Here is a 24,234-nt window from a genome sequence, read left to right on the forward strand (position 1 = left end):
GTGTTGCACAGACACATAACGATCTGAGAAAAAGCAAAAACCCACAACCTGTTGCGATTGTGGGTTTACATGGGGAGGTGAACCGTGGTTATACAAAACCACAATTCGCCGACGTAATCTCTACAATATGCCTACAACGATCCACTCACAAGCCGCCCTTGGTACCATACCGCTTGACGCGCCGCTCTTCGCGCTATCGCTTCAGCCGTGCAGCTTGCGTGCAACAGTACAAAGCTTGCGTCGTCCCCGATCTTAGGCCACACCTGCTGACCATTTGAATCAAGTGGCGTTATCCCCCCAGTAATGAAACTGATAGCTTGGGATAGTGATAATTCATCGTTATATCCATACAATTCTGCGAACCGACCTGCTTTATCTAATTGATCTCCATTTCCGAAGGGAGACCAGTGATCTGTAAGGCTATCCGTTGCCAATTTTACCGCTACTCCATTTTTAGTTAACATCGGGAGCGGCATCGTCATCTTGCCAATCGGAACCGTTGAAGCAACGGACATGCCAAGCAATCCCATCCGTTTAGCAACTTCCTCCGCCTCTTGTGGCTGCGCGCTTGCAAACCAGAATGCATGACTAACCGTTACTTTTCCTTGCAAACCAGCCTCTTCGGTCAGATCAACTAACCGCATCAGAGCTTGCTTGCCCGCTTCGTTTCTATCATGTAAGTGAATATCGATACCGGCATTATTCAAAACCGCTAGTTCTACGATGGTCTGCAGTGACTTCTCTATATCTCCATCCACTGAGAATGGATCTACTCCGCCAACATGAGTTGCCCCCTCTGCCAAAGATTGCTTTACGAGTTGAACAGAATCCGATAGCAGAAGCCCATGCTGAGGGAAAGCGACAATTTCCGATGAAATTTTACCTGAGAATGTATCTAGCGCCTGCTTAGTCGCCTCTAACCGTTGCAATCCACTGGTAGGCTCAATATTACAATGGGTACGAACATGAGTAGCGCCATATCCCTGTATAAGAGTTAAGATGCTTTCGGCTTGTTGTCTTGCCATTGGAAGGAGCTTAGGCAATAATACTTTCTCTTCCTCAATTCTCTCGAAGATGCTCGATACAGGCTTTACCGCTTTCCACGGTCCATTGAAATACGTTTTATCCAAATGAATATGAGCCTCTTCGAACGAAGGCAGAATCAATAACTCTTTACAATCATATTTAACAGCACCACTTTGAATATCAAGTTCTTTCCCTATAATTTCAGCAATAATACCCTTCTCAATTCGTATATGGCAAATTTTCGTTTTCGTACCAGAGACCTGTCCATCTTCCATATCATAACCCTGTTCTAATCTTACATTCGTCAACCAATATGAAGCATTCAACCGATCATCTCCTGTCTTTACCCCTATTATATTCGCGTCCTCTTTATTCCCAATCTACCTCTATGGTATAACTAACCACTATTTTACGATAATTTCAATAGCGTTATCATCCCCGCTTAGCTTGCAATTGAAACTCCAATACATATATTATGACCGCATCGCATTAGTGAATAGGGAGAAAGAATTTGCAGTAATGTATTGCGAAGCTCATATCAAAATTAACAAAATACAGCTGCGATGTTTTATTTATGTATGTAAAAAAACGCCATCCTCATGCGGATGGCGTTAATGATGGCGGAGGCGAGGGGAATGCATACCTCTTATATTCAATTTAACCCAAACGACTGAGTGAAAAAAAAGGCTCTACCTTAAATGGTGGAGCCCTCTAGTTTTGTTATGTAATTAAATTATGCCGAGATTCTTCTGCCTTCACTATCCGTAAACTTTCCTACAATAATCGTAATTAGGTCAATCAGCAACCAAATTCCCAATCCACCTAAAGTAATAATTTGTAAGATAGCTGTGCCAATTTTCCCGACATAAAACCGGTGGATGGAAAACCCTCCCAAGAAAAAACAAAATAGTAATGCAGCTACAAATGATTTAGGACTCTTATCCATGATACATTCCTCCATATTATTATATAATACCCTCCTATTCTATCGACAGAAAACCCATCAAATGTTAATTTTTCTAGTTGATGAGGTTTCTATAAATTTTAGGGGCCCTTTGATGCGTTCACTAGCCAAAAGAATTGCGCAAAGTGATTTAATTGATGTAAATAGGATTGGATCTGCAGCTATGGAAAGCCAATGAAAAAGTGGATAATTTTCCGTGAAGATAAAGCAATTCTGTACCCTTCTTTCAGTCACTAACTTAACGAGGCCGGTGTCGTGTTAAACTAACTCAACATAAAAAGAGCTGTCGAGACTTTCTCGACAGCTTGAGCCTGCCATATGGCAGGCTTTTTGTATGAAAGCACTATGCGTTAATTATTTTAATGCTTCCAATATTGCTTTTAGGTCCGCATTGGTTTGAAGCGTGTGTAAAATAATCGTTAACGCTTCAGCGCGAGATGATGGCTTGTTTGGCGCAAATTGTCCATTACCCGCTCCGTTAATAATTCCTGCCACTGCTGCTTGCTTGATTTGCTCTTTGTTCCACGCTCCATCAATATCTGTGAAAGCAGGCGCTGAAGCTGTGTTTACAGCTTTAAGGTCAATGATTTTAGAAATAATGGAAATAATTTCGGCACGGCTGATTTCTTTGTTTGGTTTAAATGTGCCATCTTCGTACCCTGAGATAATGCCGCTTTCAGTTAAAGCAGCAATTGATGCTGAAGCCCAGTGATCAGAAACGTCACTTAGCTTATTTTTATCACCCATCGCAGAGAGGTCAAATACCTTTGCAATAATGGTAGCAAATTCTGCGCGGGTAATACTTGCGTTAGGATGGAAGGAACCATCCTCATATCCGTTTACAATCCCCAATTTCACGAAAATATGAACAGTTGCCCCAGCCCAGTGAGATTTTGTGTCTTTGAACTCAACATCAGTAGGATTAGCTTTCGCTTCCTCTACTTTCTTGTTTAAGCTGGATATCACTTTTTCCACTTGAATCACATTTTGATCAAATTTCACTTCAGGCGTTGCTGTCGGTTTTGGTTCAGGTGTTTTTTCAGGCTTTGTTGTTGGCGCTGGAGTAGGTGTCGGATTTCCATGATCGCCACCGCTGCCAGAGTTTACTTTAACCTCAACTATTTTTGTTCCAAAAACGGTACTGCCGTCAGCAGCCGTTGCTTTAACGGTAACCGTTCCTGCTGAAACACCCGTCAATACTCCGCTTTTGCTGATTGTTGCTGTGCCTGTTCCGTTTTCAACAGACCACTCGATTGATTTGTCCGTCGCATTAGTAGGAGCAATGGTAGCGTCAACGGTTAACGTCTGCCCAACCAGCACGCTGGAATCACTTGTCAACATAATCGAGGCAACAGGGACTTGGACAGCCGTAATCGTAAGGATCGTGCTGCCTACAACTCCGCTTTCATCGGCAGCTGTTGCTTGGACTGTTACTGTACCTGGATTGCCGGCAGTAAGCTCACCCGTTGTTTTATCAATAACAGCCGTACCTGTTCCATCTATTACGGACCAAGCGACCGCTTTGTTTGTTGCGTTGCTAGGAGCAGCCACAGCATTCATTTGCAGCTTCTTACCTGATTCGATTGTAGTAACTTCACCATCCGCCGTTACGGTAATCGTTTGAACAGGTATGGTGGGCTCCTTAATTTCGATCGTTTTGGTTCCAAAAACAGCGCTGCCGTCAATAGCCGTTGCTATAACGGTTACCACACCTGCTGAAGTTCCGGTCAATTCACCGCTTGTACTGATTGTCGCAGTGCCTGTTCCGTTCTCAACAGACCACTCGATCGATTTGTCCGTTGCATTTTCAGGAGCAACGGTCGCGTCAACGGTTAACGTCTGGCCAACTAGCAAGCTAGAATTCCCTGTTAATGTAATCGAGGATACAGGGACTTGGGCGGCTGTTATCGTAAGAATCGTGCTGCCAACAACTTCGCTTTCATCGGTAGCCGTTGCTTGGACAGTTACTGTACCTGGATTGCCTGCAGTAAGCTCTCCCGTTTCTTCGTCAATAACAGCTGTACCCGTCCCATCAATAACAGACCAAGCAACCTCTCGGTATGTTGCATCGCTTGGGGCTACAACAGCATACATTTGAAGTGTCTTGCCTGATTCGATTGTAGAAACCTCATCTTCCGCTGTTACAGATATGTTTTGAACAGGTATGACAGGTCCATGGATTTTAATCGTTTTTGTTCCATAAACGGTGTTGCCGTCAATAGCCGTAGCTTTAACGGTAACCGTACCTGCCGAAATACCCGCCAATACACCGCTAGTGCTGATTGTCGCTGAGCCTGTTCCGTTCTCAACGGACCATTTCACCTTTTTGTAAGAGGCGTCTACCGGCAATATATCCGCACGCATAGCTAAAGTATTGCCAATAAGTAAGGAAGATGCATCCCCTACGCTGCCTACATTGATTGCTGCCACAGGTGTAGATTTTTTGTGAAAAGGATCATTCGTTATGAATTGAGAACCTGAATATAAAGAAAGAGGTGCATTATAAATTTCACTAATGCCCGATTTAATTTGGAAAGTGACCAATCCGTTAACGGTGTACCAAGAGTAACCCTCGTCTACCGTATTCGTCCTCGTATAAAAATTACCATTATTCTGGTCGCTTGGGTCTATGTTATAGAAGGTTAAAGCAGTATCTGCGGAATGTGCAAAAATTTCCGTACGATCATCCACAGGCTTGCCATCGGTATCATAAACAGCAAAGGTTACGCTTATATACTCGGGTTGACTCTGAACAACTACTGGTGAATTATTTAACTTGACATAGCCTACGGGAAGCTTGGGTTTACTTGCCGAAATACCACTAACAGTAACATAACCTCCTCCGCCATAACTCATGTTTGGAACCCAGCTCACCACACCGTCGCTTACGTATCCGCCTACAATGGGCTGCGTGTTATTCGTAGGAAAAGTAACGCTGTTTTGGTTCGGCAATAGGTTGGGTGCCTGAACGATTTCGCCATTCGAATATCTGATATATGCATACTCTGCCTCACTTAACCTTTCCGAGTTAAAATTAATGGTGACTTCGCTTGTTTTGATCACACATCCGCTTAACAGACTCAGAATTAAAACCGAAACTAAAAATAAATTGCGTATTGAAAATCGTTTCATGTTAACTTATCTCCTCATCTCTATAGTTAGATCCATTATATCCAAGCCCAATGACGGCAAAATGACAAACTTCGACAAAAGCAAAAAAAGCCCCTATTATTTTAGGAGCCTTTCATATCTACTCATTCTTATTTATCCAGCTCGGACAGCAGACTGAAATATAAATCAGCAACCTCGCGGGAAGGTTTTATACCGATCTCTCTATGCAGCGTGTCTTCGTATTGCTTATATTGCCGGGTCAATGCTTCCTTGTTCTCTTGCAAAGCCAAAGCTTTCATAAGCAGCAAAAAGGATTGTTCGTCTAGTTCATTGCGCGACACGAGCTTCATTAACAACCTAATGGCAGCATTCGTCTCGCTTTTATTTAACAAAGCCATGCATAATCGCTGAGTAAAGGATGTGTACAGCAACGAAAGACGCTCAATCTCGTTCCAAGCCCATGCAAAAGCGTGATCCCCAAATAAGTCCCCTGCGTACAACTGCTCTAGTGCAATCGCCTCTTCCAGATTCGTCTCATCCACGACTGACATTTTTCTACAGCCTTCTTCAAAGCTTACAAGGTCTACACTCACCTCACTCAGACTAAGGGCGTAGTGGTTGCTGTCAGAATGCAAATTCTCTCTCAGGCCAAATGGATCTAATACCTTCCGCAGCTGATAGACGGTCGTATTCAAGTAAACCTCAGCATTCTTTTGTGGCATGTCGCCAAACAGCTCTTCGATCAGTCTTGCTCTGGATATCAGCCTTCCTTTATGCATAAGCAAATAGCCAAACAGTTCCGCGCTTTTGCTTGATTTCCATTTCGCCCTTATACCCTGCGTGCTTTGAATATCTATAACACCTAAGCAGTTAAACCTCGTCTCATTTAAAGGCGCCGCCAACTCCCCTTGCCGCAAGTGCTCTTTACGCAACTCAGCAAACGCTCTTTGCAGCGTTTTTTCAAGTCTTTCCAGCACAACCGGCTTTACGATATAGTCGAAGGCATAAACATCAAAGGCAGGCAAAGCATATTCTTTGTGGGAGGTCAGGAACACGATCTTTATCTCTCTTCCGACCTCTCTTAACCGTTCGGCAAGCTCGAGCCCAGTTTCCCTCGGCATGCTTATATCCAGAAACACCAAGTCTACATCATGATTCATCAGATAAGAAAATGCTGTTTCTGTCTCCGTGAAGCTGCCTGCAATTTCTATTTCCACAGACGTCTTCGCAAGCATCCGTTTCATAATTAAATGCATCGCCTTCTCGTCATCAATAAGGATAACCTTCAACCTGCGCTCGCCTCCAAGCTGCTTCGTCTGAATGCATGTGCAGATGGCGTAGGAACGGAGAAGTAGAAGGTACTTCCTTGCTCAGAACTATCGAACCAAATGTCTCCACCATTTAAACGAACAAATTCCCTGCATAACGTAAGTCCCAAACCGACGCCCCGTTCTCCTGCTGTTCCTGTTGATGACACCGGATAACCTTCTAGTAGCAGTGAGCTGGCCTGTTGTGGCGATATGCCGTCTCCAGAATCACTTACAGAAATAATTAGTTTATCGGCTTGATGTTCTGCTTTTAACCGGATCGTGCCGCCGATGTTGGTAAATTTAACGGCATTGGACAATAAATTTCGGACGATCAAATCCAGCATTTCTTTGTCGGCTAGCACAAATGTATCCTTCGGTATTTCCGATATCAATTGGATTTTTTTACTCTCGCAACGAACCGCCAATAACCGGATGCAGACCTGTACGGTATGGTTTATGTCTCTCTCCACTGGGTTAAATACCATGCCTTCGCGTTGGCTTCGGAACCATTCCAACAAGCTCTCTACCAGTGCAAAAGTATTTTCAATTTGCTGTCCCATTTCATGGACGATTTCCTCATGCTCTCCGCCGGATCCTTGCAACTCGTCCTCCATGAGCTCCATCAAATTGATGAGCACCGCAAGCGGATCACGAATATCATGAGCGACTACGCTAAACATTCGATCCTTGAACATGTTTAGTTCGCTTAGCTGACGGGCATTATCAAGCAGCCGCTCCTCTGAACGCACCATTTCCGTAACATCGCTTAACAAAAACATTTTGCCGACAGGCTTCTGGTTCTTATCACTAATCAAGGACATATGCACATTATAATAGGGTTCATCCGCTCGACCCGAAATTTGAACCTTGCTGTTCAAAGAAGGCCCTTGCATGATTTTCTCCAACAGCAATGGATATTGCAAAAAGACTTGCGCAGCCGGCAAACCGATCCACTTATTATTTATCCCTTTAATAACCTGCTTGCTAGATTGGTTGAAGCTAGTTAGCGTATTTTCCAAATCAAAAATAATTACCGCATCCTGCATGGATGCAAACACCTTTTGCAGCGCTAAGGGCGCTAGTCTAAGCATGTTAAATTGATAAATCCCCCACATGTAGAAGATTCCTGAGAAAATAAAACCAAATGGGGAGATATCAATTGGCATATAAATGACATTGCTCAAATAAATAAGCGTAAATCCAAAAGGCCCCCATGATCCAATGATCATAAAAGCGATTTGTTTCTTCATGCGAGATGTCGCTTTTAGAAACATTTCAACCATTAATCCCATGCCTACTACAAAGAAGGAATACGAATAGTAGACATGCAGCTTGTATAAAGGTCCTTTCTCCGTCGTTACCAGCGGAAAGCCCTCTGAGTAATTCAAAGTCATGCTTTTATAAAATAAATGATGCCAATCGTTCGTATAATGAGCTACAAATGTAATGGAAGGAACAATCATCAGCAGCGCTACTACCCATTTTCGAACGAGCGCTTGCCTTCCCGTATATTGCAGCACCATTATAATCCATAAAATAGTGCCGAATGGGATGCCTAGATATTCAATTCGAAGCCAGAAGCGTATATGCTCTAAATCGGTGCTAACAATTTCAAAAGCATATCCGAAAGTGTACAATGAACCCGTCAACATGCCTAGTCCATAACTAATCGCAATAGGCAGCTCTTTTCTTTTCCAAGAGAGATAACACAGCATTAGCGAGCAGCAGGTAGCCGCCATCAGCAATGCTGATAAATATAAATTGTAGCTCATAGATGTTAGCCCCCGTGCTTTATGTACTCTCTCGTTATGTTTCTCTTATGTTAGCAGATGAAGTTGTAAAAACATATATTGCCGCAGCAAAAAATTGCATAAAACACTATTTTTTATTATTAAAAATTCGAATCCTAAAAAGCCCACTAGGTAAATTTCACCTAATGGGCTTTTAGCTCGCTGTAGTTGATTATGATTACCTCAACGATTTTAAGGTTTCTTATAGAAGTACGCTAATCAATGCAATCAAAGCAGGTAGGCCTTGGACCAACCAAATAGACCGTTTCGCTGTCGCTCCTCCGTACAATGCCGCAATTAGAACGCAAATCAAGAAGAAGATTACAATAGACTCGCCTGTTTGAGCATTGGGATGCACCAAACCCCAGATAATCCCGGCCGCCAGAAAGCCATTGTATAGTCCTTGGTTAGCGGCCAGTGATTTTGTGACTGCTGCCTCTTCCTTCGTCGTGCCGAACGTTTTCATCCCGCGCGGGGTCGTCCATAGAAACATTTCTAGTATGAGAATATAGATGTGCTCAAGCGCTACAATTCCGACTAATAGGGAAGCAATAATAGTCACTACCTCCTTGGATGATTTGTATTCTATTCTTCCATTGATTCTAACATAATATTCAAAAGTCTACCTGCAAGATCACATCGCTTTATATAGAAATGAACGGTAATAGATTTCATGCTGCCCAGGGCAGAAGAATACGCGCAAAGTACGCTATTAATCAGCTGTTAGCTTCGTCTACAAAATAGCTTAATTCGGTTCACATGAACATTTACTAAGCGGATATTTCATCCGTTTTGTTTACTGTACGATTTTTTCCTTCCCTGCACCGAGAAAAACAAACGGCATAGGGCTTTTCCCCATGCCGTTTCGATTTCCGTTTTATTCCCAGTCTTGTCTTTAAGATTAACTTAATGACATTGGCTAACACGACGCTCTTTGTTCATGGTTTGGTGGAAGCGAGGGGATTTGAACCCCTGTCCGAAAATCACGCCACTTAGGCTACTAAGGGGTTAGTCACAGTTCTGATGTCACTCGAGCAAACGCCCCAGACAATTTTATTAGCATATCTAATGTTGAAAAATGGGTACTGCCACTTACACTTGTGTACTCTTTCCAGAATATGATTGTTTAGAAAAGAACCGAAAATGTAACGCATGCTTTAAAGGAGATGTGGTTCAATGAGATATTCCAGAAATTCGCAACGGTTCTCCAGCCACACACGCCATTTCATTAAAAAACTAGGCTGCAAGCAGAACGAACAACTGCATTTTATTTTAGTCCATGACGCTAAAAACAAAAACAAGAGATTCAGTTCTTCATCTAATCACCCTGCGATGACACTCCATAAACCTCTAAATCTACTTGAAAGGCTTACTCCTCAAATTACACTCTTTTCCAAGAGAAATAAACTTATACATGTACTCAGCCAAAATAAAAGAGGCTATGCCGTATTTATGGAGATCAATTACCGAGAAACAAGGGCTAGTGATTTCAAAAAAGTCAGAGCACAGTTCATCGATGTAGATCTAAATAAGATATCAGTACATTTAGACACAAAAGAACAAGTCAAGCAGATGATTAAATCCATTCAGTCCGACCCTGCAGAACTGCTTCAATCTATTACAGTTAAAAGAAATAAGCAAGGTCAATATCATCTATTGGCACTGCGAAAAAAACAGAGAGTAGCAAAATTGAAGAATGCGTTTATAAAAAAATTCAGGAGTCAAATTAAAGATTCGATGATAATCGAAACGAAAAACGGATATCACATCTATTGGGTCCTTCAAAGCGGATCCGTAAACAAATTCGTTCCTATACAAAAAGCATTGGCCAAAAAATTCAGTTCTGATCCCATGATAACAAATCTATCAAGAGTCATGCGTATACCTGGCTTTTACCATATGAAAAATCCTAAAAACCCCTTTATGGTAAAGATCAGACAATTGGGTAGGAAAAAACCTTTTTCCCAAGAGGAAATTATTCATTCACTCGCATTAGAGTCCTTGTAATCAACTTATATAAACCAATCAAGCTTAGAACAGTCGATAGCATATCTAAGATAGCAAAAACCCCCGACCTCTTGCGGCCGGGGTTTACATGGTGAAAGCGAGGGGAATAGATACCTCTGATACAGAATATTTCCACCATTACAAGCAAGTGAAAAAACAAGCTATAGTTGCCCGTTAGCTGAATGCGGTATAGTTTGGTAACCATTCCGTGCAAGCATCTGCACGTAATTGCAGCTCATTATACAGCATCCCGGCATGGTAACCATCACAAACGGCATGGTGGAATTGTCCTGATAATGGCAACAGTATTTTGTCGTCATAGTGAAAATATTTCCCCATCGTAAAGATGGGCAGTAAATAGTTTCCCTCATTATAGATGTTCAGGTTAAATCCAGTGAAGCTGACCCAAGGAATGCTGGAAATAGGGACAGTGCCCGGTGGTTCATTTGTTTTAGCGGCAAATTGTTTAACACTTCCGTACTTTTTCATATCATCAAGATAGCGACTGTAGAAATCATTAAAATCTTCACTGTACAACGTCCATATGCTTGAAAAAGTCTTATCATCATCATGGAAAATTGTAAAGCTAGGAGATAAACGATCCCAATAACCTAATGTCCCGTCTGCATGAAAACATGTGCGAAATTCATCGTGGCGGTTTACCACCGTAGTTATCATGTGGATTAGTGCTGGATACAGCTTTATCCCCCGGATCTTAAGTTCTTTCAGCAGCCGGGAAATGTCGATATTTGCCGTCATGCTAAAAGTGCATCTGACATTGTTTAAATAATGCTCAAAATAGGGTTTTCTACTCCAGTTATCCATGACAATCGGATTGAATTTCATTTATTATAACCTCCTAAAATGATTACTTTTTCGTTTTAGGAGGTTTGATCCACTGCTTTAACCATATCCTCATCACAATCCCAACAAATTATTTTTCTACTGCCAGTTTTGAGAGAACCCGATCCATTTCATCAAAATGTTCTCTATCGCTTGAAGCATAGATCAAATCAAAACTATCGTTATTTTTCAACACTGTTATTATGCTGTCATTGTAATTCCCATAAAATTCGATGCCAATCCAATGCTGAAAGGAAATACCTTTATTATTAAAATTTTCACGAATAAAATCCAAGTCGGTTTGTTCAATAGAATAGAACGATTCACAGCCATATTCAAGAGCGAATACGCTTTGCAAATAGGCCATCGCATGAAAAAAATCGGTCAATGTTTCAAAATCCTTTTCCCATACCTTTTCATCGTAACTCATATAAACAGGGGGATTGGACTTGAATAAATCGTTCTTATGGATTCCCCAAACACAGACACGTTGATTCTCGCAATAAAAAATTAAATATTCGCTATGTTTGAAGTATTGAATTTGCTCGGGTTTGATCAAATAATCTTGCGTATGATTTAGCCTCTCGTCTTTACCGAGTTCCAAATAATAATCAATAAACACCTGAGGCAATGCACCAAAATTATTTTTAATAATTTGTATCTCGTCATGACTAAACCCATTTCGTTTCGTAATACGAAACAGCTGTTTAATCATTGTAAAATCAGTCATCCGCATCACACCTTATCCTTGTATAATACTCCATATCTGCATTTCTTCGTACAACTCTTTAGTTAAATATTTCATTCTTTCCTCTTAATCTCATTTCGCTGACTCACTAAGTATACGGCTTGTAAATCTCTTTTGTTGCGCTAACCTTCCCATTAGTTTAATAAAAGACGTGCCCTTAACATGACTAAAAAATCAAAAAAACCGAACTCACGAGGTCAGGTTACTTCATCTTATTCACCATTCTGTAGTGCGATGACGGTATAGCTTTTGTATTCTGCGCCTGCTGAATTGATTTTCTTAAGTTCCTCAAATAATTCCTTCGTGGCAGTTGACCGCTTTCCTTCACTAAATAAAGTCTGAAACTTAGCCTTTATTTTCTTTCCCCATCAGATAATTTGCATATCCCCGCCTCATGCGTTACTATGTTTATATCGACAAATTTGCAGGTCTATATAAGGAGGTTCACGCATCCATGTGCCCCCGCACCAAAGAACAAAACGAGTTTATCCGCATGCAGCGCAAGGAACAGATCCTGGACGCCGCTGCGCGCACCTACTTCCACACGGGTGGCAGCTTTGATATTCGCGACGTCGCCCGCGAAGCCGAGCTCGGTTACGGCACGGTATACCATTATTACCCCAACCGGCATTTATTAATAGAAGATGTGTTGGGCAGCGGTTTCGAGCGATGTGAGCAAGCCCTGACAGAATGGGCAAACACCTGCGTCGACAGCCCGGATAATAGGCAGCTGTTGACTTATTGCAAGGCACTGCTCCGTCTGTGGCAGTCGGACGCTCGCGCATATCTTGTCTACAAAATGGCGGCGGAACATTATACAGGCTTGCCTGCGAAGGATCAGCACCCCACAAAGAAACGATTCATGGAACGGCTGTATGTTCCGCTCCAATCGATCGTACAGCGCGAAGACGACAGCGTCGACCATATGCTTGCCGTGCTGGTCGGCTGCTGTGGGCTGCACTATTATGCGGGCACATCCGAGCTGGACGTCGATCGAATCGCCAAGCTCGCGATACAAGCTATTACGAAGGAGTCCTGATACGAATATGGTCATTTTAAAAAGCAAACATGAAATCGAGGCCATCCGCAAGGCATGCCAAGTGGTGGCCGAATGCCATCGCACGATCGCCTCACTGATCAAACCGGGAATCACAACGAACGAGATTGAGCGCATCTTCGAGGACATTATCTTGAAGCATGGCGCCAAGCCCTACACAAAGGGCTACAAGGGATATCAATATGCGACCTGTGCATCCGTCAACGACGTGATCGCGCATGGCTTCCCTAGCAATAAGCCTCTTGAGGAGGGCGATATCGTGACGATCGACACGGTCGCAGAGCTTGACGGCTGGCTCGGCGATTCGGCCTGGAGCTATGCAGTCGGGAACATATCGCCGACGGCCGAGAAGCTGATGCGTGTCACGAAGGAATGCCTTGACATCGGCATCTCGCAGGCGCAGCCCGGCAATCGGCTAGGCGACGTGACGAGCGCCATCCAGCGGCATGCCGAATCGAACGGCTTCGGCGTCGTGCGCGACCTTCTTGCGCATGGCATTGGCCGGGATCTGCACGAGGAGCCGAACTATATGCATGTCGGCAAGCCCGGCAAAGGCCTCCGCATCAAGGAAGGCATGGTGTTCACGATCGAGCCAATGATCACCGAAGGCACCTACCACATGACAATCGATTCGGACAACTGGACCGCACGGACGCTGGACCGCAAGCTCGCCGCCCAATACGAGCATACGATCGCCATCACGGCTGAAGGTCCGCAAATCCTGACCGCGCAATAAAATAATTAGAGGTCGACCACGAGATGGTCGACCTCTTTTTTACATATTCGGTTTAGCGTCTTTCTTCATCCAATTCAAACCGAAGCAGGATCGTGATGAGACTGCTAGCCTCGGCACAATCACATGCCGATACGATGAATTCATCTCCGGCGAACCGAAAGAAAAAATCGGAAACGCCGACTGAATCGGACTATAACTGGGCCAGATGATGCAATGCAAGGTCTCCCACTTGATGGCCATTGGTGTCGTTAATAGAGCATTTTTGTCCTTTATTGCGACTGCGTAACATTGCGTTATTCTACCCGTTATTTTAATAAAAGACGTGCTCTTAACATAACTAAAAAATCAAAAAAAACCGACCTCACGAGGTCGGGTTTCTTCATGGTATTGGTGGAGGCGAACCGTGGATGAGCAAATCCACAATTCGCCGCAGAGTATTAATTAGGATGTTTGGGGAGGTGGCGTCAACGAATTAACCTTATTGGCAACCCCAAAAGGAACATGTGCAGTTGGAGAAACACTCGATACTCCCTCAATATGACCTACCTGATCATCGAAAAAGATATGAGGACGAAATACCTTTAACACTCTCCCCTTCTCTATTCCGCCAAGGAAGAAAGCTTCGTCAACCAGTATGCCAAGAGTTCTCAGCGTCGTTACTACGCGTTCATGTGCAGGTGCATTTCTAGCCGTTACTATAGCTATCCGGACACGCGGGGAATACGAATTATCCTTCTGCTTTTTCTTCCACTCACGGCGCTGAAGAGTGGCTACTTCACCAAAAAATTTGAAAAGCGGCCCGGGCGGCAGAGCTTCGCTTGCCTTTTGTCTCTCATTCTCATGAAAGCCTTCCATTCCAAGAGCCTGATAGATCCCTTCCGCTGAATCGTCGGCGATAATACCATCAAAGTCAAACGCAATCCGAAGTTCCAACTCTTTCTCATCATCAACAAATCCAGTAGGAAACACCTGGGCGGCTGGCAAACCCATTTCGATGGCAGATCGCACATCGTTAGGATCTGCCGAAAGAAATAATGAAGCGTTAAATGCATTCATGTAAATGAATGGATTCGAACCTGCAACGAATGCAGCACGAGTTATCGAAAGTCCATAGTGTTGAATAGATTTGAAAACACGAAGCCCCGTATCGGGATCGTTCCTCGACAGTAACACGACCTCAACCGGTTGGTCGGCCGGATCATCACCGTTGATCATGAGTAGACGTTTGATCAACGGGAAGGCGACTCCCGGTTCTAGCACATCCTGTTCATGATTATGTTGATATTGGCGATATTCTTCCTCTCCCTTATCCTTAAATACCTTGTCGGACTCCTCCAAGTTGAAAAGGGCGCTTGAGGCGACAGCTACTACAAACTTCTCTTCTATGGGAAAAGGCATGGTCTCCTCCTTACCGTTATATGTGAGATAGTAAATTCCAGTGGGGTAGAGCCAGTCCCTTCTCGCCGATTATCATCTCAAATAATCTTATAACAATATTCGACTAAATCTTCCAGACCCCTCCACCTACAAATAAAAAAGTACCCAATCAACGTCTCATTGACGTAAGTCGGGTACTTCTATTAGTCACAAGCACGTTGAACCCCTGTCCAGTATTATTAACCCTGAATCTTAACTTAATTCGTAACTCTTTAGTAATAAAGATTTGGCCTTTTCTAACTGTTCATCGTTGTTAATAGTGATTTCGAGTTCACCAGTTCCATAATGCCCGATTTTTCTTACATCCCTTGTGAAGCCTGGTTCAATGTCGATGGATTCTGGATTTACCTTTATATAAATGGTGATTCTACCCATTTGGGGATGTACTTCAATACATGCAAAGTTCTTAATTCTTCTAAAAGCGATGTAATGCTTCAGAGTTTTTTCTTGTACATCATCACCTAGGGCTACCAGAAAAGCCCTAATGGCCTCATAACGATTTTTTAGAACCGCATCTGATTGTGCAAGGTATTCTGTTACCGTCTTCTCAGAAGTTTTATTCGATGCCGGTACTTGCTTCACTTTATCGAATTCTACATCTTGAGCTGTTGTTGCATTGACAAGGTCAAGCATTAAGAGTTCATCACCAAACTGCTTATAACTATATAATTCAATATTACGATTGATTTGCTGTACTGCGTGTCCGTCATATTTGGTGAAGCCGCCAGCTATACAGACTAGACGTGTAGTTGACCAATCAATGAGTTCAGCAACATCATTTCCGTACTTTTTCATGACCAGGAGAGTAAACTCTGCTTTATGGTCGAGTAACCAATCCAGATAATATAATCCCTGATTGATAACATTTTCGTTAGTAGATCTTTTATATTCAATAATCACAGGAGCATTATTTTCATCTATACCCAGCGTATCAATCCGCCCGCCATGTGTCTTTCCAGTCGAATATTCAGTTGCTAAAAATCGGATTCCGAGAATTGCTTCTAAGTGTCGCTCCATCAAAGTCTGGAGTGATTTTTCAACCGCTACTGATTTCCCTTCAAGTTCTGTAACTTCTCCACCATTTATATTAAATAACTTGATATCCCCCAAATGTCGACGCTCCTTTTAAACTAGAGATTTGTCTATACCTTTCAACACCAGACAGCAATTTCCTGCAACATGCTCACTCCAAACTATATAAAAAAAGCGTCAGTACAGGGAGTTATTCTGGAACATATATTCATTATTCGTCATATTTGGGTAGATTGGAGTGAGTAGTCTACAATATAGTCGAAATGAGGAGACTTCAAATGAATGTTCAAGATTTAGGAAGAGTTCTTAGTGAAATGTATCATAAGGCACCCCAAGGAAAACAAGTTGTTAAAATTCATTTATTCGGTATTAAGTATGCCGATGTTATACAAAAAAAACATTACAGCATAAAGGATATCGTAACTGCTTCTGGTTTAAACATTTCATTAACCGAAGTTAGTAAAGGAATAAAATTATCAGAATATGTCGTACCTAAAAATTAATCTTCTATAATAAGAACCCCTGTCTAATATTAACCATTGTGGTTTTGTCTGGACAAGGGTTCATCTTTCCGAGGGGATTTGAACTCCTGTCCGAAGATCACGCCACACTTGTCATCTATGATTTTCACACATAAAAAATTTTCAATAATTTTATTATTTATAGGTAGGAGGGAAACAATAATAATAGAAGAAATTATGGAAGTCAAAACAAAGGAGGAAGCCATGGGAAGATTAGTTCATTTCGAGATTCATGTAGATAATATGGAGCGTGCTAAGAAGTTTTATGGAGAGGTATTTGGATGGACATTTGAGGATTGGAGCAGTTATGCAGGAATGCCCTACTTTGGAGCTGTGACGGGAAATACAAATGAACTTGGAATCAACGGAGCTTTGATGCAGCGTCAAGGTGCCTCTCCACAACCTGGCCAAGCCATGAATGGTTATGCATGCACAATGGGAGTGGAAGACTACGATACTACTGCAGCAAAAATTCTTAATCTTGGAGGCAAGCTCGCATTGCCAAAGTATGCACTGCCTGGGATGGCGTGGCAAGGTTATTATATTGACACTGAAGGTAATTTATTTGGAATCCATCAGCCAGATGAGAATGCAAAATAGCATTTTGCCTTTTCCGCATATTTACAACTGCCCGGCCTCACGGTTGGGCTTTTCATGGTGGAACTAAGTGTTTTTGCGCATTTTCATAATTGAAATATAGCTGATAAATAGCAAAAACCCGACCTAATACGGTCGGGTTTCTCATGGTTTGGTGGAGGCGAGGGGATTTGAACCCCTGTCCGAAGATCACGCCACACAGGCTTCTACGGGTGTAGTCACAGTTTTGATGTCACCCAAGCAAACGCCCCGTAACCGGCTTTCGCTAAGGTCAGCCTGATTGTCTTCTTCAGCTCACCGCAGGCGGAGATGAGACAGCGTATTCCACTACTTGTTAGCCCCTAATCCAGTCACATGGACGATGCTGGGTAGAAGCACGCACACAGTTTCTTAGGCTGCGAAAGCGTAGTTTGTTTGTTGTTTGCCGTTTAATAGGCTTTAGCGTTGATGAAGCGGACGACTCCCCGCTACCCGCAACCCGCGCTCGTACAATCCCCGTCGAATCCATAAACGCCCCCAATTTTGCATAAACGGTTAGCTGCAGATTAACACTACTCCAAAAAGTAGATCTACACTAACGTTTAGCTCGATTGAAGCTTTAGGATTAAGGATCAGCATCTGACCAAGCAGGCTGTTCCGATTGTCTAACACAATTGCACTTGCATTTATTGATTGTCTTGCCGTTGCTACTGTCTTAGTATACCATGAATCAGCTGCTTCCGTGCACAATTGTTATTGGCAATCATGGTCGCTTGCTGCCATGGAAATCTACACCTTAGTTAGAAACCTTCTGTTTCTCACGCAGCACACGCTGAATATCACGCTGAGCATCACGTTTAGCTGCACTATCGCGCTTGTCGTATTGCTTCTTACCTTTACCGAGACCAATCAATAACTTTGCGTAACCATTGCGCACATAAATCTTCAAGGGTACAATAGCATAACCTTCTTGCTTCGATAAGCCTAGAAGCTTATGAATTTGCATCTTGTGCATCAACAGCTTGCGAGCACGTGTTGGATCGGTAGGGTTGTGAATATTCCCTTGCTCGAACGGACTAATGTGCATATTGTGTATGAAAATTTCGCCGTTACGAATGGTAGCAAATGCATCACTAATATTTGCACGACCTGTTCGCAGCGATTTAATTTCTGTACCCAAAAGCACCATGCCAGCTTCAAACGTTTCCTCAATGAAATAGTCATGGGAAGCTTTCTTATTCTGGGCGAGCTGCTTGCCGTCACTTTTCTTACCCATGCTAGTCACCTCGACTTAATTAAGCTAAAATAATGGTTGCATATATACTGGTGTTCATTGTAACAACTTTAACAACGAAAATCAAGGCGGCTACGGAGCATCCCGCTCTGTCCCCTGCCCAAAAAGGAGATTTCCCATGCTGCTTGAAATCATTGCTACGACTGCAGATGAAGCGGTTACAGCTGTAGTGCACGGTGCGGACCGTGTAGAGCTTATATCCGCCTTTGAAGAAGGTGGACTAACTCCACAAGAGGACGTTACGGTTTCGGTGCTTGAGGCGTTAAAACGGCTCGAGCAAGCTAATCACACACCTATAACTAAAGTATATCCCGTACATGCGATGGTTAGGCCTCATAGCAAGTCCTTTGTTTACGATAAGGCAGATCTTAGTGAAATGACTGCTCAAATGATCAGAATGCGTACATTAGGCGTTCATGCGTTCGTCTTAGGCACGCTTCAGCTTGATGGGACTATTAATACAGATGCTTTAGAAAGTTTATTGGAAGCTGCCGGCGATCGTCCTGTTACCTTCCACCGAGCATTTGATGAGGTACCTGACCAAGAAGAGGCGTTAACCACACTCTTAAAATACCCTCAAATCAAATGGATACTTACCTCAGGCGGTAAACCGAGCGTTCTTGAAGCAACAGATCAAATTAATAGGTTGGTTAAACAAAGTATTGGACATACTGTTACCATACTCCCAGGAAGCGGTCTATCGGTTCCTTCATTGCCTGCCTTCATAAAAACTACCGGAGCACAAGCCGTTCATCTCGGAACTGGTGTTAGAACCGGTGGAACAGATTCTCCTATCGATGGAATGCTCGTTCGTCATGCCCGTCAATTACTTAACGAATTCCTATAAAGAAACAAAACAGAAGCTCCTTTTATGCACAAAAAAACCGCCCTCAACCTAAAAGGTCAAAGGCGGTTTTATCAACGTTCGTAAGCTACTACAGCTTTACAACGTTTTCTGCTTGTGGTCCACGGTTGCCTTGAACAACGTTAAATTCTACGCGTTGTCCTTCTTCAAGAGTTTTGAAGCCTTCGCCAGTGATTGCGGAGAAATGTACGAATACATCGTTGCCGCCTTCAACTTCGATAAAGCCGAAACCTTTTTCTGCGTTAAACCATTTAACTGTACCTTGTTGCATGTGTAAAAACCTCCAAAAAAATAATATTAATATGCGCCTGGTTTGTCTTTAAACAAAAAATTCACACATTGGAAAGGGTTTCATGACTATAATGATACCCTTTTCAATATGTGAATTCAGGTTCATATTATCGATTGATTTGAGTGTACTATACCCAGAATTAAAATGCAAGTGACGAGCTTAAATATATTTTCCCAAATTGCCCAGATCGCGGCGACTTCCAATTATGCCATAGAACGGAAGTCGCCGCCCTTATTTATTTGCGATTTTTCCGGACAAAAGCAGCTGTGGCGTTGCCGCCGCCTCCGCTTTTTTTCTTCCGCTTGCTCTTCACCGCATCGCCGCCGCTGCCTTCCACGCTCGGTAATTCCGCGCCTCGCTCACTACCGACCACGCCGCCCTGCGGCGTATGCCGCCGCTTCGCGCCGCCGCCACTTCCATCGCTCCGCCGCTGCCCGGCTCCACGACCATTTCCGCCTGGCCCGCCGCTATTGCGGATGGGCAGGCCCCACATATCCGTACGCGCATTGTTCCCGCGCGATGAATCTCTACCGTTGCCCGGCGACAAATCCGCCTCTTGCCCCGGCCCACGCTCCGCCGGATTTCCACCGTCGTTCACGCCAGCTCCGGCTGCGCCTTCGACGCCACGTCCGCGCCGCTTGCCGCCGCGCCCGCTATCAGGTGCATCGATGCGCCATGGATTGGCCTGCTCGACAATACCAACTACGCTGCGGTCGACGCCGCCGCCAAATCCGCCGCGTCCGCCTTTGCCTCCGCGACCTTTGCCGCGGCCGCCCTCGGCTGCACCGCCTTGACCTTTACCTCCCGCGTTTGCACCGCGATCCGTTTTACCACGATAACCTTCGGCTGCACCGCCTTGGCCTTTGCCAGCCGCGCTTGCTCCGCGCTCGTTTTTGCCACGGTAAACTTCGCTTGCGCCACCTTGGCCTTTGCCAGCACCGCCTTGACCTTTGCCGCCCGCACTTCCTGTGCGCTCGCCTCTGCCGCCGCGATTGCGATCACCGAAACCACCGCGTTTTTTGCCGCCGCGTTCGCCGCCGCCAAAACCGCTGCTTGGTATGCCTTTATAGCCGCTGCGCGGCTTCATATCTACGAGCTCGAAATCAATCGTGTGCTCCGTCATACTTACCCGAGTAACGCGAATTTTAACTTCATCGCCAATTCGGTACACCTTGGACGTACGCTCGCCGACCAATATCATATGCTGCTCATGGAAGTTATAGTAATCATCAGACATATCGCTCAAACGAATTAGTCCTTCGACCGAATTGTCCAATTCGATAAACATGCCGAAGCTCGTTACGCTGCTAATAATGCCTTCGAACTCTTCGCCCACTTTATCGAGCATGAATTCACATTTTTTCAACTGCTCTGTGTCACGCTCTGCATCAACCGCTACACGCTCACGTTCCGAGGAATGCTGCGCAATTTCCGGCATCCTTGCCGTTAGCGACTCATGTCTTGCTTCCGTCAATTGGCCTTTGCCATCAAGCACCTCGCGAATGATACGGTGAATGACCAAGTCAGGATATCGGCGAATTGGGGATGTAAAGTGTGAATAAAACTCAGCTGCAAGGCCAAAATGCCCCAAGCTCTCCGCATCGTATTTCGCCTGCTTCATCGAACGAAGCATCACCGTGGAAATAACGGTCGCTTCCTTCGTGCCGCGAATGTCCTCAAGCAGCGTCTGCAATGCTTTTGGATGAATGGAATTGCCTTTGCCTTTCACGACATAACCGAAGTTTGCTGCAAACTGAACGAAGTTAAGCAATTTCTCTTGTGTCGGATCTTCATGGATCCGGTAAAGGAACGGAACGCGCAGCCAGTGAAAATGCTCAGCAACCGTTTCATTTGCCACGAGCATAAATTCCTCGATGATTTGCTCCGCTACCGAACGCTCGCGTTTCACAATATCAACCGCTTTGCCGTTCTCATCCACGATAACTTTAGACTCTTGGAAGTCGAAGTCAATCGCACCGCGCTTCATTCGTTTTGAACGAAGACGCATCGCTAGATCCTCCATCAAACCAAACATATCAAGCAAGCTGGCATAACGCTCTTTCAGCTCGGTTTGCGGCTCTTCTTCCGTTGCAGTCAATATTTTTTTCACATTCGTATAGGTCATACGCTCTTTCGTGCGAATCACACTCGTAAACACATCATGACGTACACGCTTAAGCGTCGCCGCATCAAATTCCATTTCGCATGAAAGCGTCAGACGATCAACCTGTGGATTGAGCGAGCATATGCCATTCGACAAACGATGCGGCAGCATTGGAATAACGCGATCCACCAAATATACGCTGCAGCCTCTAAGGTATGCTTCCTGATCGAGCTCTGAATTTTCTTTTACGTAGTAGCCGACATCGGCAATATGTACACCTAACAAATAATTGCCGTTCTCCAGACGCTTCACATGCACCGCGTCATCTAGATCTTTTGCGTCCTCGCCGTCGATTGTCACGATGACCTCATCGCGCAGATCTCGTCTGCCTTGCTGAACAATCTCATCGTCCGTAATGGAATCAGGTGCCGCTTCAGCCTCTCTCATTACTTCATCAGGAAAGCCTTCTGGCAGCTGATGCTTGCGAATAATCGACAGGATGTCGACGCCGGGATCGTTTTTATGTCCCAAAATTTCGACAATTTCCCCTTCAGCTGCAGAACGGCCTTCTGGATAGGAAACAATTTTAACGACGACCTTCTGTCCGGAGACAGCTCCTTGATAGCCGCCTTTTGGTATAAAGATATCCCGATTGATCCGTTTATCATCCGGCACGACAAAAGCATACACCTCGTGATCCTCGAACGTTCCTACAATTTGCGTAACGGCACGTTCTACAATACGGACGACTTCGCCCTCCATCCGGCCCCCATGCTCACTTCTCGAAGTGACACGAACCAGAATGATGTCTCCGTTCATTGCGCTCTTCAAATCATTGGCGTGCAAATACACATCTCCATGATCCTTCTCATCCGGGATTAGAAAACCGAAGCCCTTCGCATGCGATTGCAGCTTGCCGCGCAATAAGTTCATTCGTTCCGGCACGCCGTAATGATCATTTGGCGTACGAATGATTTTGCCTTCATCCTCTAATTTATTCAGCAGCTTAAGGAACTCCTTAAACTCCACTGCATCTACGATACCAAAATGTTTCTCAAGCTCTTGGTACGTCATCGGCTTATACGCCGTCTCTCTCATAAAATCAAGCAGTTCCTGCTCGTAATTAATCATTATTAGTTTTTCTCCTCATAAACCTGCCATATTGCTCTAGCGCCATTTGCAGCAGGTTGATAGATTATCATATAACTTGTAGTATACACGAAATGGAAGCCCCGCATCCGTGAATATGATGAAAATACAAAAAAAGCGAGGAATATCCTCGCTTTCTGCGTGTGTGTCCGTTATTGTTTTACGAAGTAAGATACAACAAGCGCCAATATGAAGAAACCAGCTGCTAGAGCAACTGTCAAACGTTGCAAGAACAAATCCAAACCGCGCGCTTTCTGTTTTCCGAAAAGGTGCTCAGCGCCACCCGTAATCGCTCCGGACAAGCCTGCACTCTTACCTTTTTGCAACAATACGACAGCAATAAGGCCGACAGAAAATATAACAAGCACGATTTTCAATATGATATCCATTCATTCCACCTCCAGCATAGGAGCTCCGTAGAAACACATAAATCGAGTGTACCATAGATGGGCGTAAATTACAATAGGACAGGCCTTATTCTCGCTGTTCACGCAAAGCCATGCTCTTTTAAATAGTTGAAATTATTTGCTGCGCTATCAAGAGAGCTTGAGCTGAATTGCTCCTGCTCCACGAACATATACTTAACGCCTGCAGGCTCAAGCTCTTTTAACAGCTCATCATAACCTACCTCGCCTTTGCCGATTTCAGCATCCTTTCGCCCTTTCAAAAAGTCTTTCAAATGTACGCAAGGAACGCGTCCCTTATATTTTTTCAAATAATCAGCCGGTTTATAACCCGCAATATAAATCCAGCCCAGATCAAACTCCATCTGCAAGAGCTCCTCTGGAACATCCGACAGAATATGATCGATAATTGGCTTCTTCTCAACCAGCTTAAATTCAAAATCATGATTATGGTAGCCGTATTGCATTCCTGTTGCCTTCACCTGCTTTGCGCATTTTGTGAAAACATCAACTAAATACTGCACATTATCCTTTGTCGGAAGTTCAGGAAGCGGCGACCAAGGCGTAATAATATAAGTGACATCAAGCTCCATGGCATATTCAATTTGCCCTTCAAAATCAGACTCCATTTGCTTGGTGTCGCTAAAATTCAAAGGTACATGAACAGAGGGGGCAATTAATCCGAGTTCATCCATTTTGCTTTTCAACTCTTTGGCTGGCATTTTGAAATACCCTGTGAATTCTACCGCTTTATAGCCGATCTTGGCTACCTTCTCCAGCGTGGACAAAAAATCAATCTCCGTTTGATCACGAAGAGAATACATTTGAATGCCTATAACAGGTTTCGCCAATCAAACACACCGCCTAATCGTTGATGCTTTACCCTCTTATTATGTCCTGTACGAGCGAAAAAAAAAGAAGGGTATGCCTGATGAGGCATACCCTTCTATATAAGCCGCTAAATGCGT

Annotated in this window: 22 protein-coding genes and 1 other RNA gene; 7 read left to right on the forward strand and 16 right to left on the reverse strand. The window is 44.0% G+C overall.

Annotation, left to right across the window (positions count from 1 at the left end):
• Positions 1–131: 131 nt before the first annotated feature.
• Positions 132–1,352 (reverse strand): amidohydrolase, encoded by a 1,221-nt coding sequence (locus BK120_RS27590; RefSeq protein ID WP_076270722.1) that lies wholly within the window; start codon positions 1,350–1,352, stop codon positions 132–134.
• Positions 1,353–1,759: 407 nt separating this feature from the next.
• A complete protein-coding gene (locus tag BK120_RS27595; protein WP_076270723.1) occupies positions 1,760–1,972 on the reverse strand; it encodes a TM2 domain-containing protein in 213 nt (70 codons plus the stop codon).
• Between the two features lie 61 nt (positions 1,973–2,033).
• On the opposite strand from BK120_RS27595, the gene BK120_RS36155 reads away from it, so the two are divergent.
• A complete protein-coding gene (locus tag BK120_RS36155; RefSeq protein WP_256711043.1) occupies positions 2,034–2,168 on the forward strand; it encodes a DUF3626 domain-containing protein in 135 nt (44 codons plus the stop codon).
• 176 nt (positions 2,169–2,344) lie between these two features.
• Here the strand turns inward: BK120_RS36155 and BK120_RS27605 are convergent, their stop codons facing one another.
• The 4 genes from BK120_RS27605 to BK120_RS27620 all read right to left on the reverse strand — a co-directional run bounded on the left by BK120_RS27605 (position 2,345) and on the right by BK120_RS27620 (position 8,763).
• Positions 2,345–5,122, reverse strand: a complete 2,778-nt coding sequence (locus BK120_RS27605; RefSeq protein ID WP_076270724.1) for an Ig-like domain-containing protein — start codon at positions 5,120–5,122, stop codon at positions 2,345–2,347.
• A gap of 128 nt (positions 5,123–5,250) precedes the next feature.
• A complete protein-coding gene (locus BK120_RS27610) occupies positions 5,251–6,390 on the reverse strand; it encodes a response regulator (protein ID WP_076270725.1) in 1,140 nt (379 codons plus the stop codon).
• Positions 6,387–8,183: a sensor histidine kinase gene (locus BK120_RS27615; protein ID WP_076270726.1), complete on the reverse strand. Its 1,797-nt coding sequence runs from the start codon at positions 8,181–8,183 to the stop codon at positions 6,387–6,389. Before BK120_RS27615 ends, BK120_RS27610 begins: the two co-directional genes overlap by 4 nt.
• A 220-nt stretch (positions 8,184–8,403) precedes the next feature.
• Positions 8,404–8,763: a DUF1304 domain-containing protein gene (locus tag BK120_RS27620; RefSeq protein ID WP_076270727.1), complete on the reverse strand. Its 360-nt coding sequence runs from the start codon at positions 8,761–8,763 to the stop codon at positions 8,404–8,406.
• 614 nt (positions 8,764–9,377) lie between these two features.
• Between BK120_RS27620 and BK120_RS27625 the strand changes: the two genes are divergently transcribed.
• On the forward strand, positions 9,378–10,208 hold the full coding sequence (locus tag BK120_RS27625) for a DNA-primase RepB domain-containing protein (protein WP_076270728.1): 831 nt from the start codon (positions 9,378–9,380) through the stop codon (positions 10,206–10,208).
• A gap of 174 nt (positions 10,209–10,382) precedes the next feature.
• Here the strand turns inward: BK120_RS27625 and catA are convergent, their stop codons facing one another.
• Both catA and BK120_RS27635 read right to left on the reverse strand, forming a co-directional pair.
• Positions 10,383–11,054, reverse strand: coding sequence for a type A chloramphenicol O-acetyltransferase (gene catA, locus BK120_RS27630; protein WP_076270729.1), 672 nt, complete (start codon positions 11,052–11,054; stop codon positions 10,383–10,385).
• A gap of 88 nt (positions 11,055–11,142) precedes the next feature.
• A complete protein-coding gene (locus BK120_RS27635; RefSeq protein WP_076270730.1) occupies positions 11,143–11,781 on the reverse strand; it encodes a hypothetical protein in 639 nt (212 codons plus the stop codon).
• Between the two features lie 472 nt (positions 11,782–12,253).
• On the opposite strand from BK120_RS27635, the gene BK120_RS27640 reads away from it, so the two are divergent.
• Together BK120_RS27640 and map are read left to right on the forward strand one after the other, a co-directional pair.
• A complete protein-coding gene (locus tag BK120_RS27640) occupies positions 12,254–12,838 on the forward strand; it encodes a TetR/AcrR family transcriptional regulator (protein ID WP_076270731.1) in 585 nt (194 codons plus the stop codon).
• A gap of 7 nt (positions 12,839–12,845) precedes the next feature.
• A complete protein-coding gene (gene map, locus BK120_RS27645; RefSeq protein WP_076270732.1) occupies positions 12,846–13,592 on the forward strand; it encodes a type I methionyl aminopeptidase in 747 nt (248 codons plus the stop codon).
• A gap of 441 nt (positions 13,593–14,033) precedes the next feature.
• On the opposite strand, the gene BK120_RS27650 is transcribed toward map, so the two are convergent.
• On the reverse strand, positions 14,034–14,990 hold the full coding sequence (locus tag BK120_RS27650; protein WP_076270733.1) for a 5'-nucleotidase: 957 nt from the start codon (positions 14,988–14,990) through the stop codon (positions 14,034–14,036).
• 231 nt (positions 14,991–15,221) lie between these two features.
• Positions 15,222–16,139: a DUF5655 domain-containing protein gene (locus BK120_RS27655; protein ID WP_076270734.1), complete on the reverse strand. Its 918-nt coding sequence runs from the start codon at positions 16,137–16,139 to the stop codon at positions 15,222–15,224.
• A gap of 200 nt (positions 16,140–16,339) precedes the next feature.
• Here BK120_RS27655 and BK120_RS27660 point away from each other — a divergent pair, with 200 nt between their 5' ends.
• Both BK120_RS27660 and BK120_RS27665 read left to right on the forward strand, forming a co-directional pair.
• Positions 16,340–16,564 carry an HTH-like domain-containing protein gene (locus tag BK120_RS27660; protein WP_076270735.1) on the forward strand — a complete coding sequence of 75 codons (225 nt, stop codon included), beginning with the start codon at positions 16,340–16,342 and terminating at the stop codon, positions 16,562–16,564.
• Between the two features lie 222 nt (positions 16,565–16,786).
• Entirely contained in the window at positions 16,787–17,182 is a 396-nt protein-coding gene (locus BK120_RS27665) for a VOC family protein (protein WP_076270772.1), read from the forward strand.
• 149 nt (positions 17,183–17,331) lie between these two features.
• Here the strand turns inward: BK120_RS27665 and ssrA are convergent.
• Together ssrA and smpB are read right to left on the reverse strand one after the other, a co-directional pair.
• Positions 17,332–17,697: a transfer-messenger RNA gene (gene ssrA, locus BK120_RS27670) on the reverse strand.
• 257 nt (positions 17,698–17,954) lie between these two features.
• A complete protein-coding gene (smpB, locus tag BK120_RS27675) occupies positions 17,955–18,434 on the reverse strand; it encodes an SsrA-binding protein SmpB (RefSeq protein ID WP_076270736.1) in 480 nt (159 codons plus the stop codon).
• 136 nt (positions 18,435–18,570) lie between these two features.
• Here smpB and BK120_RS27680 point away from each other — a divergent pair, with 136 nt between their 5' ends.
• The gene (locus BK120_RS27680) at positions 18,571–19,299 is read left to right on the forward strand and encodes a copper homeostasis protein CutC (protein WP_076270737.1); all 729 of its coding nucleotides are present in this window, start codon (positions 18,571–18,573) and stop codon (positions 19,297–19,299) included.
• Between the two features lie 88 nt (positions 19,300–19,387).
• On the opposite strand, the gene BK120_RS27685 is transcribed toward BK120_RS27680, so the two are convergent.
• The 4 genes from BK120_RS27685 to BK120_RS27700 form a co-directional block, all read right to left on the reverse strand.
• Positions 19,388–19,588, reverse strand: coding sequence for a cold-shock protein (locus tag BK120_RS27685; protein WP_028609190.1), 201 nt, complete (start codon positions 19,586–19,588; stop codon positions 19,388–19,390).
• A gap of 256 nt (positions 19,589–19,844) precedes the next feature.
• Positions 19,845–22,841 carry a ribonuclease R gene (rnr, locus tag BK120_RS27690; protein ID WP_483874407.1) on the reverse strand — a complete coding sequence of 999 codons (2,997 nt, stop codon included), beginning with the start codon at positions 22,839–22,841 and terminating at the stop codon, positions 19,845–19,847.
• A 173-nt stretch (positions 22,842–23,014) separates the two neighbouring features.
• Positions 23,015–23,251: a preprotein translocase subunit SecG gene (gene secG / locus BK120_RS27695; RefSeq protein WP_054025946.1), complete on the reverse strand. Its 237-nt coding sequence runs from the start codon at positions 23,249–23,251 to the stop codon at positions 23,015–23,017.
• A 98-nt stretch (positions 23,252–23,349) separates the two neighbouring features.
• On the reverse strand, positions 23,350–24,117 hold the full coding sequence (locus BK120_RS27700; RefSeq protein WP_076270739.1) for a sugar phosphate isomerase/epimerase family protein: 768 nt from the start codon (positions 24,115–24,117) through the stop codon (positions 23,350–23,352).
• Positions 24,118–24,234 lie beyond the last annotated feature (117 nt).

Origin of the sequence: Paenibacillus sp. FSL A5-0031 (assembly GCF_001956295.1) — a bacterium.
GTDB lineage: Bacteria > Bacillota > Bacilli > Paenibacillales > Paenibacillaceae > Pristimantibacillus.

What these genes read in the sequence shown, in the direction of transcription:
- BK120_RS27595 (WP_076270723.1), bottom strand. Translation starts at nt 1,972, where the DNA reads ATGGATAAGAGTCCTAAATCATTTGTAGCTGCATTACTATTTTGTTTT.
- BK120_RS36155 (WP_256711043.1), top strand. Translation starts at nt 2,034, where the DNA reads ATGTTAATTTTTCTAGTTGATGAGGTTTCTATAAATTTTAGGGGCCCT.
- BK120_RS27605 (WP_076270724.1), bottom strand. Translation starts at nt 5,122, where the DNA reads ATGAAACGATTTTCAATACGCAATTTATTTTTAGTTTCGGTTTTAATT.
- BK120_RS27615 (WP_076270726.1), bottom strand. Translation starts at nt 8,183, where the DNA reads ATGAGCTACAATTTATATTTATCAGCATTGCTGATGGCGGCTACCTGC.
- BK120_RS27625 (WP_076270728.1), top strand. Translation starts at nt 9,378, where the DNA reads ATGAGATATTCCAGAAATTCGCAACGGTTCTCCAGCCACACACGCCAT.
- catA (WP_076270729.1), bottom strand. Translation starts at nt 11,054, where the DNA reads ATGAAATTCAATCCGATTGTCATGGATAACTGGAGTAGAAAACCCTAT.
- BK120_RS27635 (WP_076270730.1), bottom strand. Translation starts at nt 11,781, where the DNA reads ATGACTGATTTTACAATGATTAAACAGCTGTTTCGTATTACGAAACGA.
- BK120_RS27640 (WP_076270731.1), top strand. Translation starts at nt 12,254, where the DNA reads ATGTGCCCCCGCACCAAAGAACAAAACGAGTTTATCCGCATGCAGCGC.
- map (WP_076270732.1), top strand. Translation starts at nt 12,846, where the DNA reads ATGGTCATTTTAAAAAGCAAACATGAAATCGAGGCCATCCGCAAGGCA.
- BK120_RS27650 (WP_076270733.1), bottom strand. Translation starts at nt 14,990, where the DNA reads ATGCCTTTTCCCATAGAAGAGAAGTTTGTAGTAGCTGTCGCCTCAAGC.
- BK120_RS27660 (WP_076270735.1), top strand. Translation starts at nt 16,340, where the DNA reads ATGAATGTTCAAGATTTAGGAAGAGTTCTTAGTGAAATGTATCATAAG.
- BK120_RS27665 (WP_076270772.1), top strand. Translation starts at nt 16,787, where the DNA reads ATGGGAAGATTAGTTCATTTCGAGATTCATGTAGATAATATGGAGCGT.
- smpB (WP_076270736.1), bottom strand. Translation starts at nt 18,434, where the DNA reads ATGGGTAAGAAAAGTGACGGCAAGCAGCTCGCCCAGAATAAGAAAGCT.
- BK120_RS27680 (WP_076270737.1), top strand. Translation starts at nt 18,571, where the DNA reads ATGCTGCTTGAAATCATTGCTACGACTGCAGATGAAGCGGTTACAGCT.
- BK120_RS27685 (WP_028609190.1), bottom strand. Translation starts at nt 19,588, where the DNA reads ATGCAACAAGGTACAGTTAAATGGTTTAACGCAGAAAAAGGTTTCGGC.
- secG (WP_054025946.1), bottom strand. Translation starts at nt 23,251, where the DNA reads ATGGATATCATATTGAAAATCGTGCTTGTTATATTTTCTGTCGGCCTT.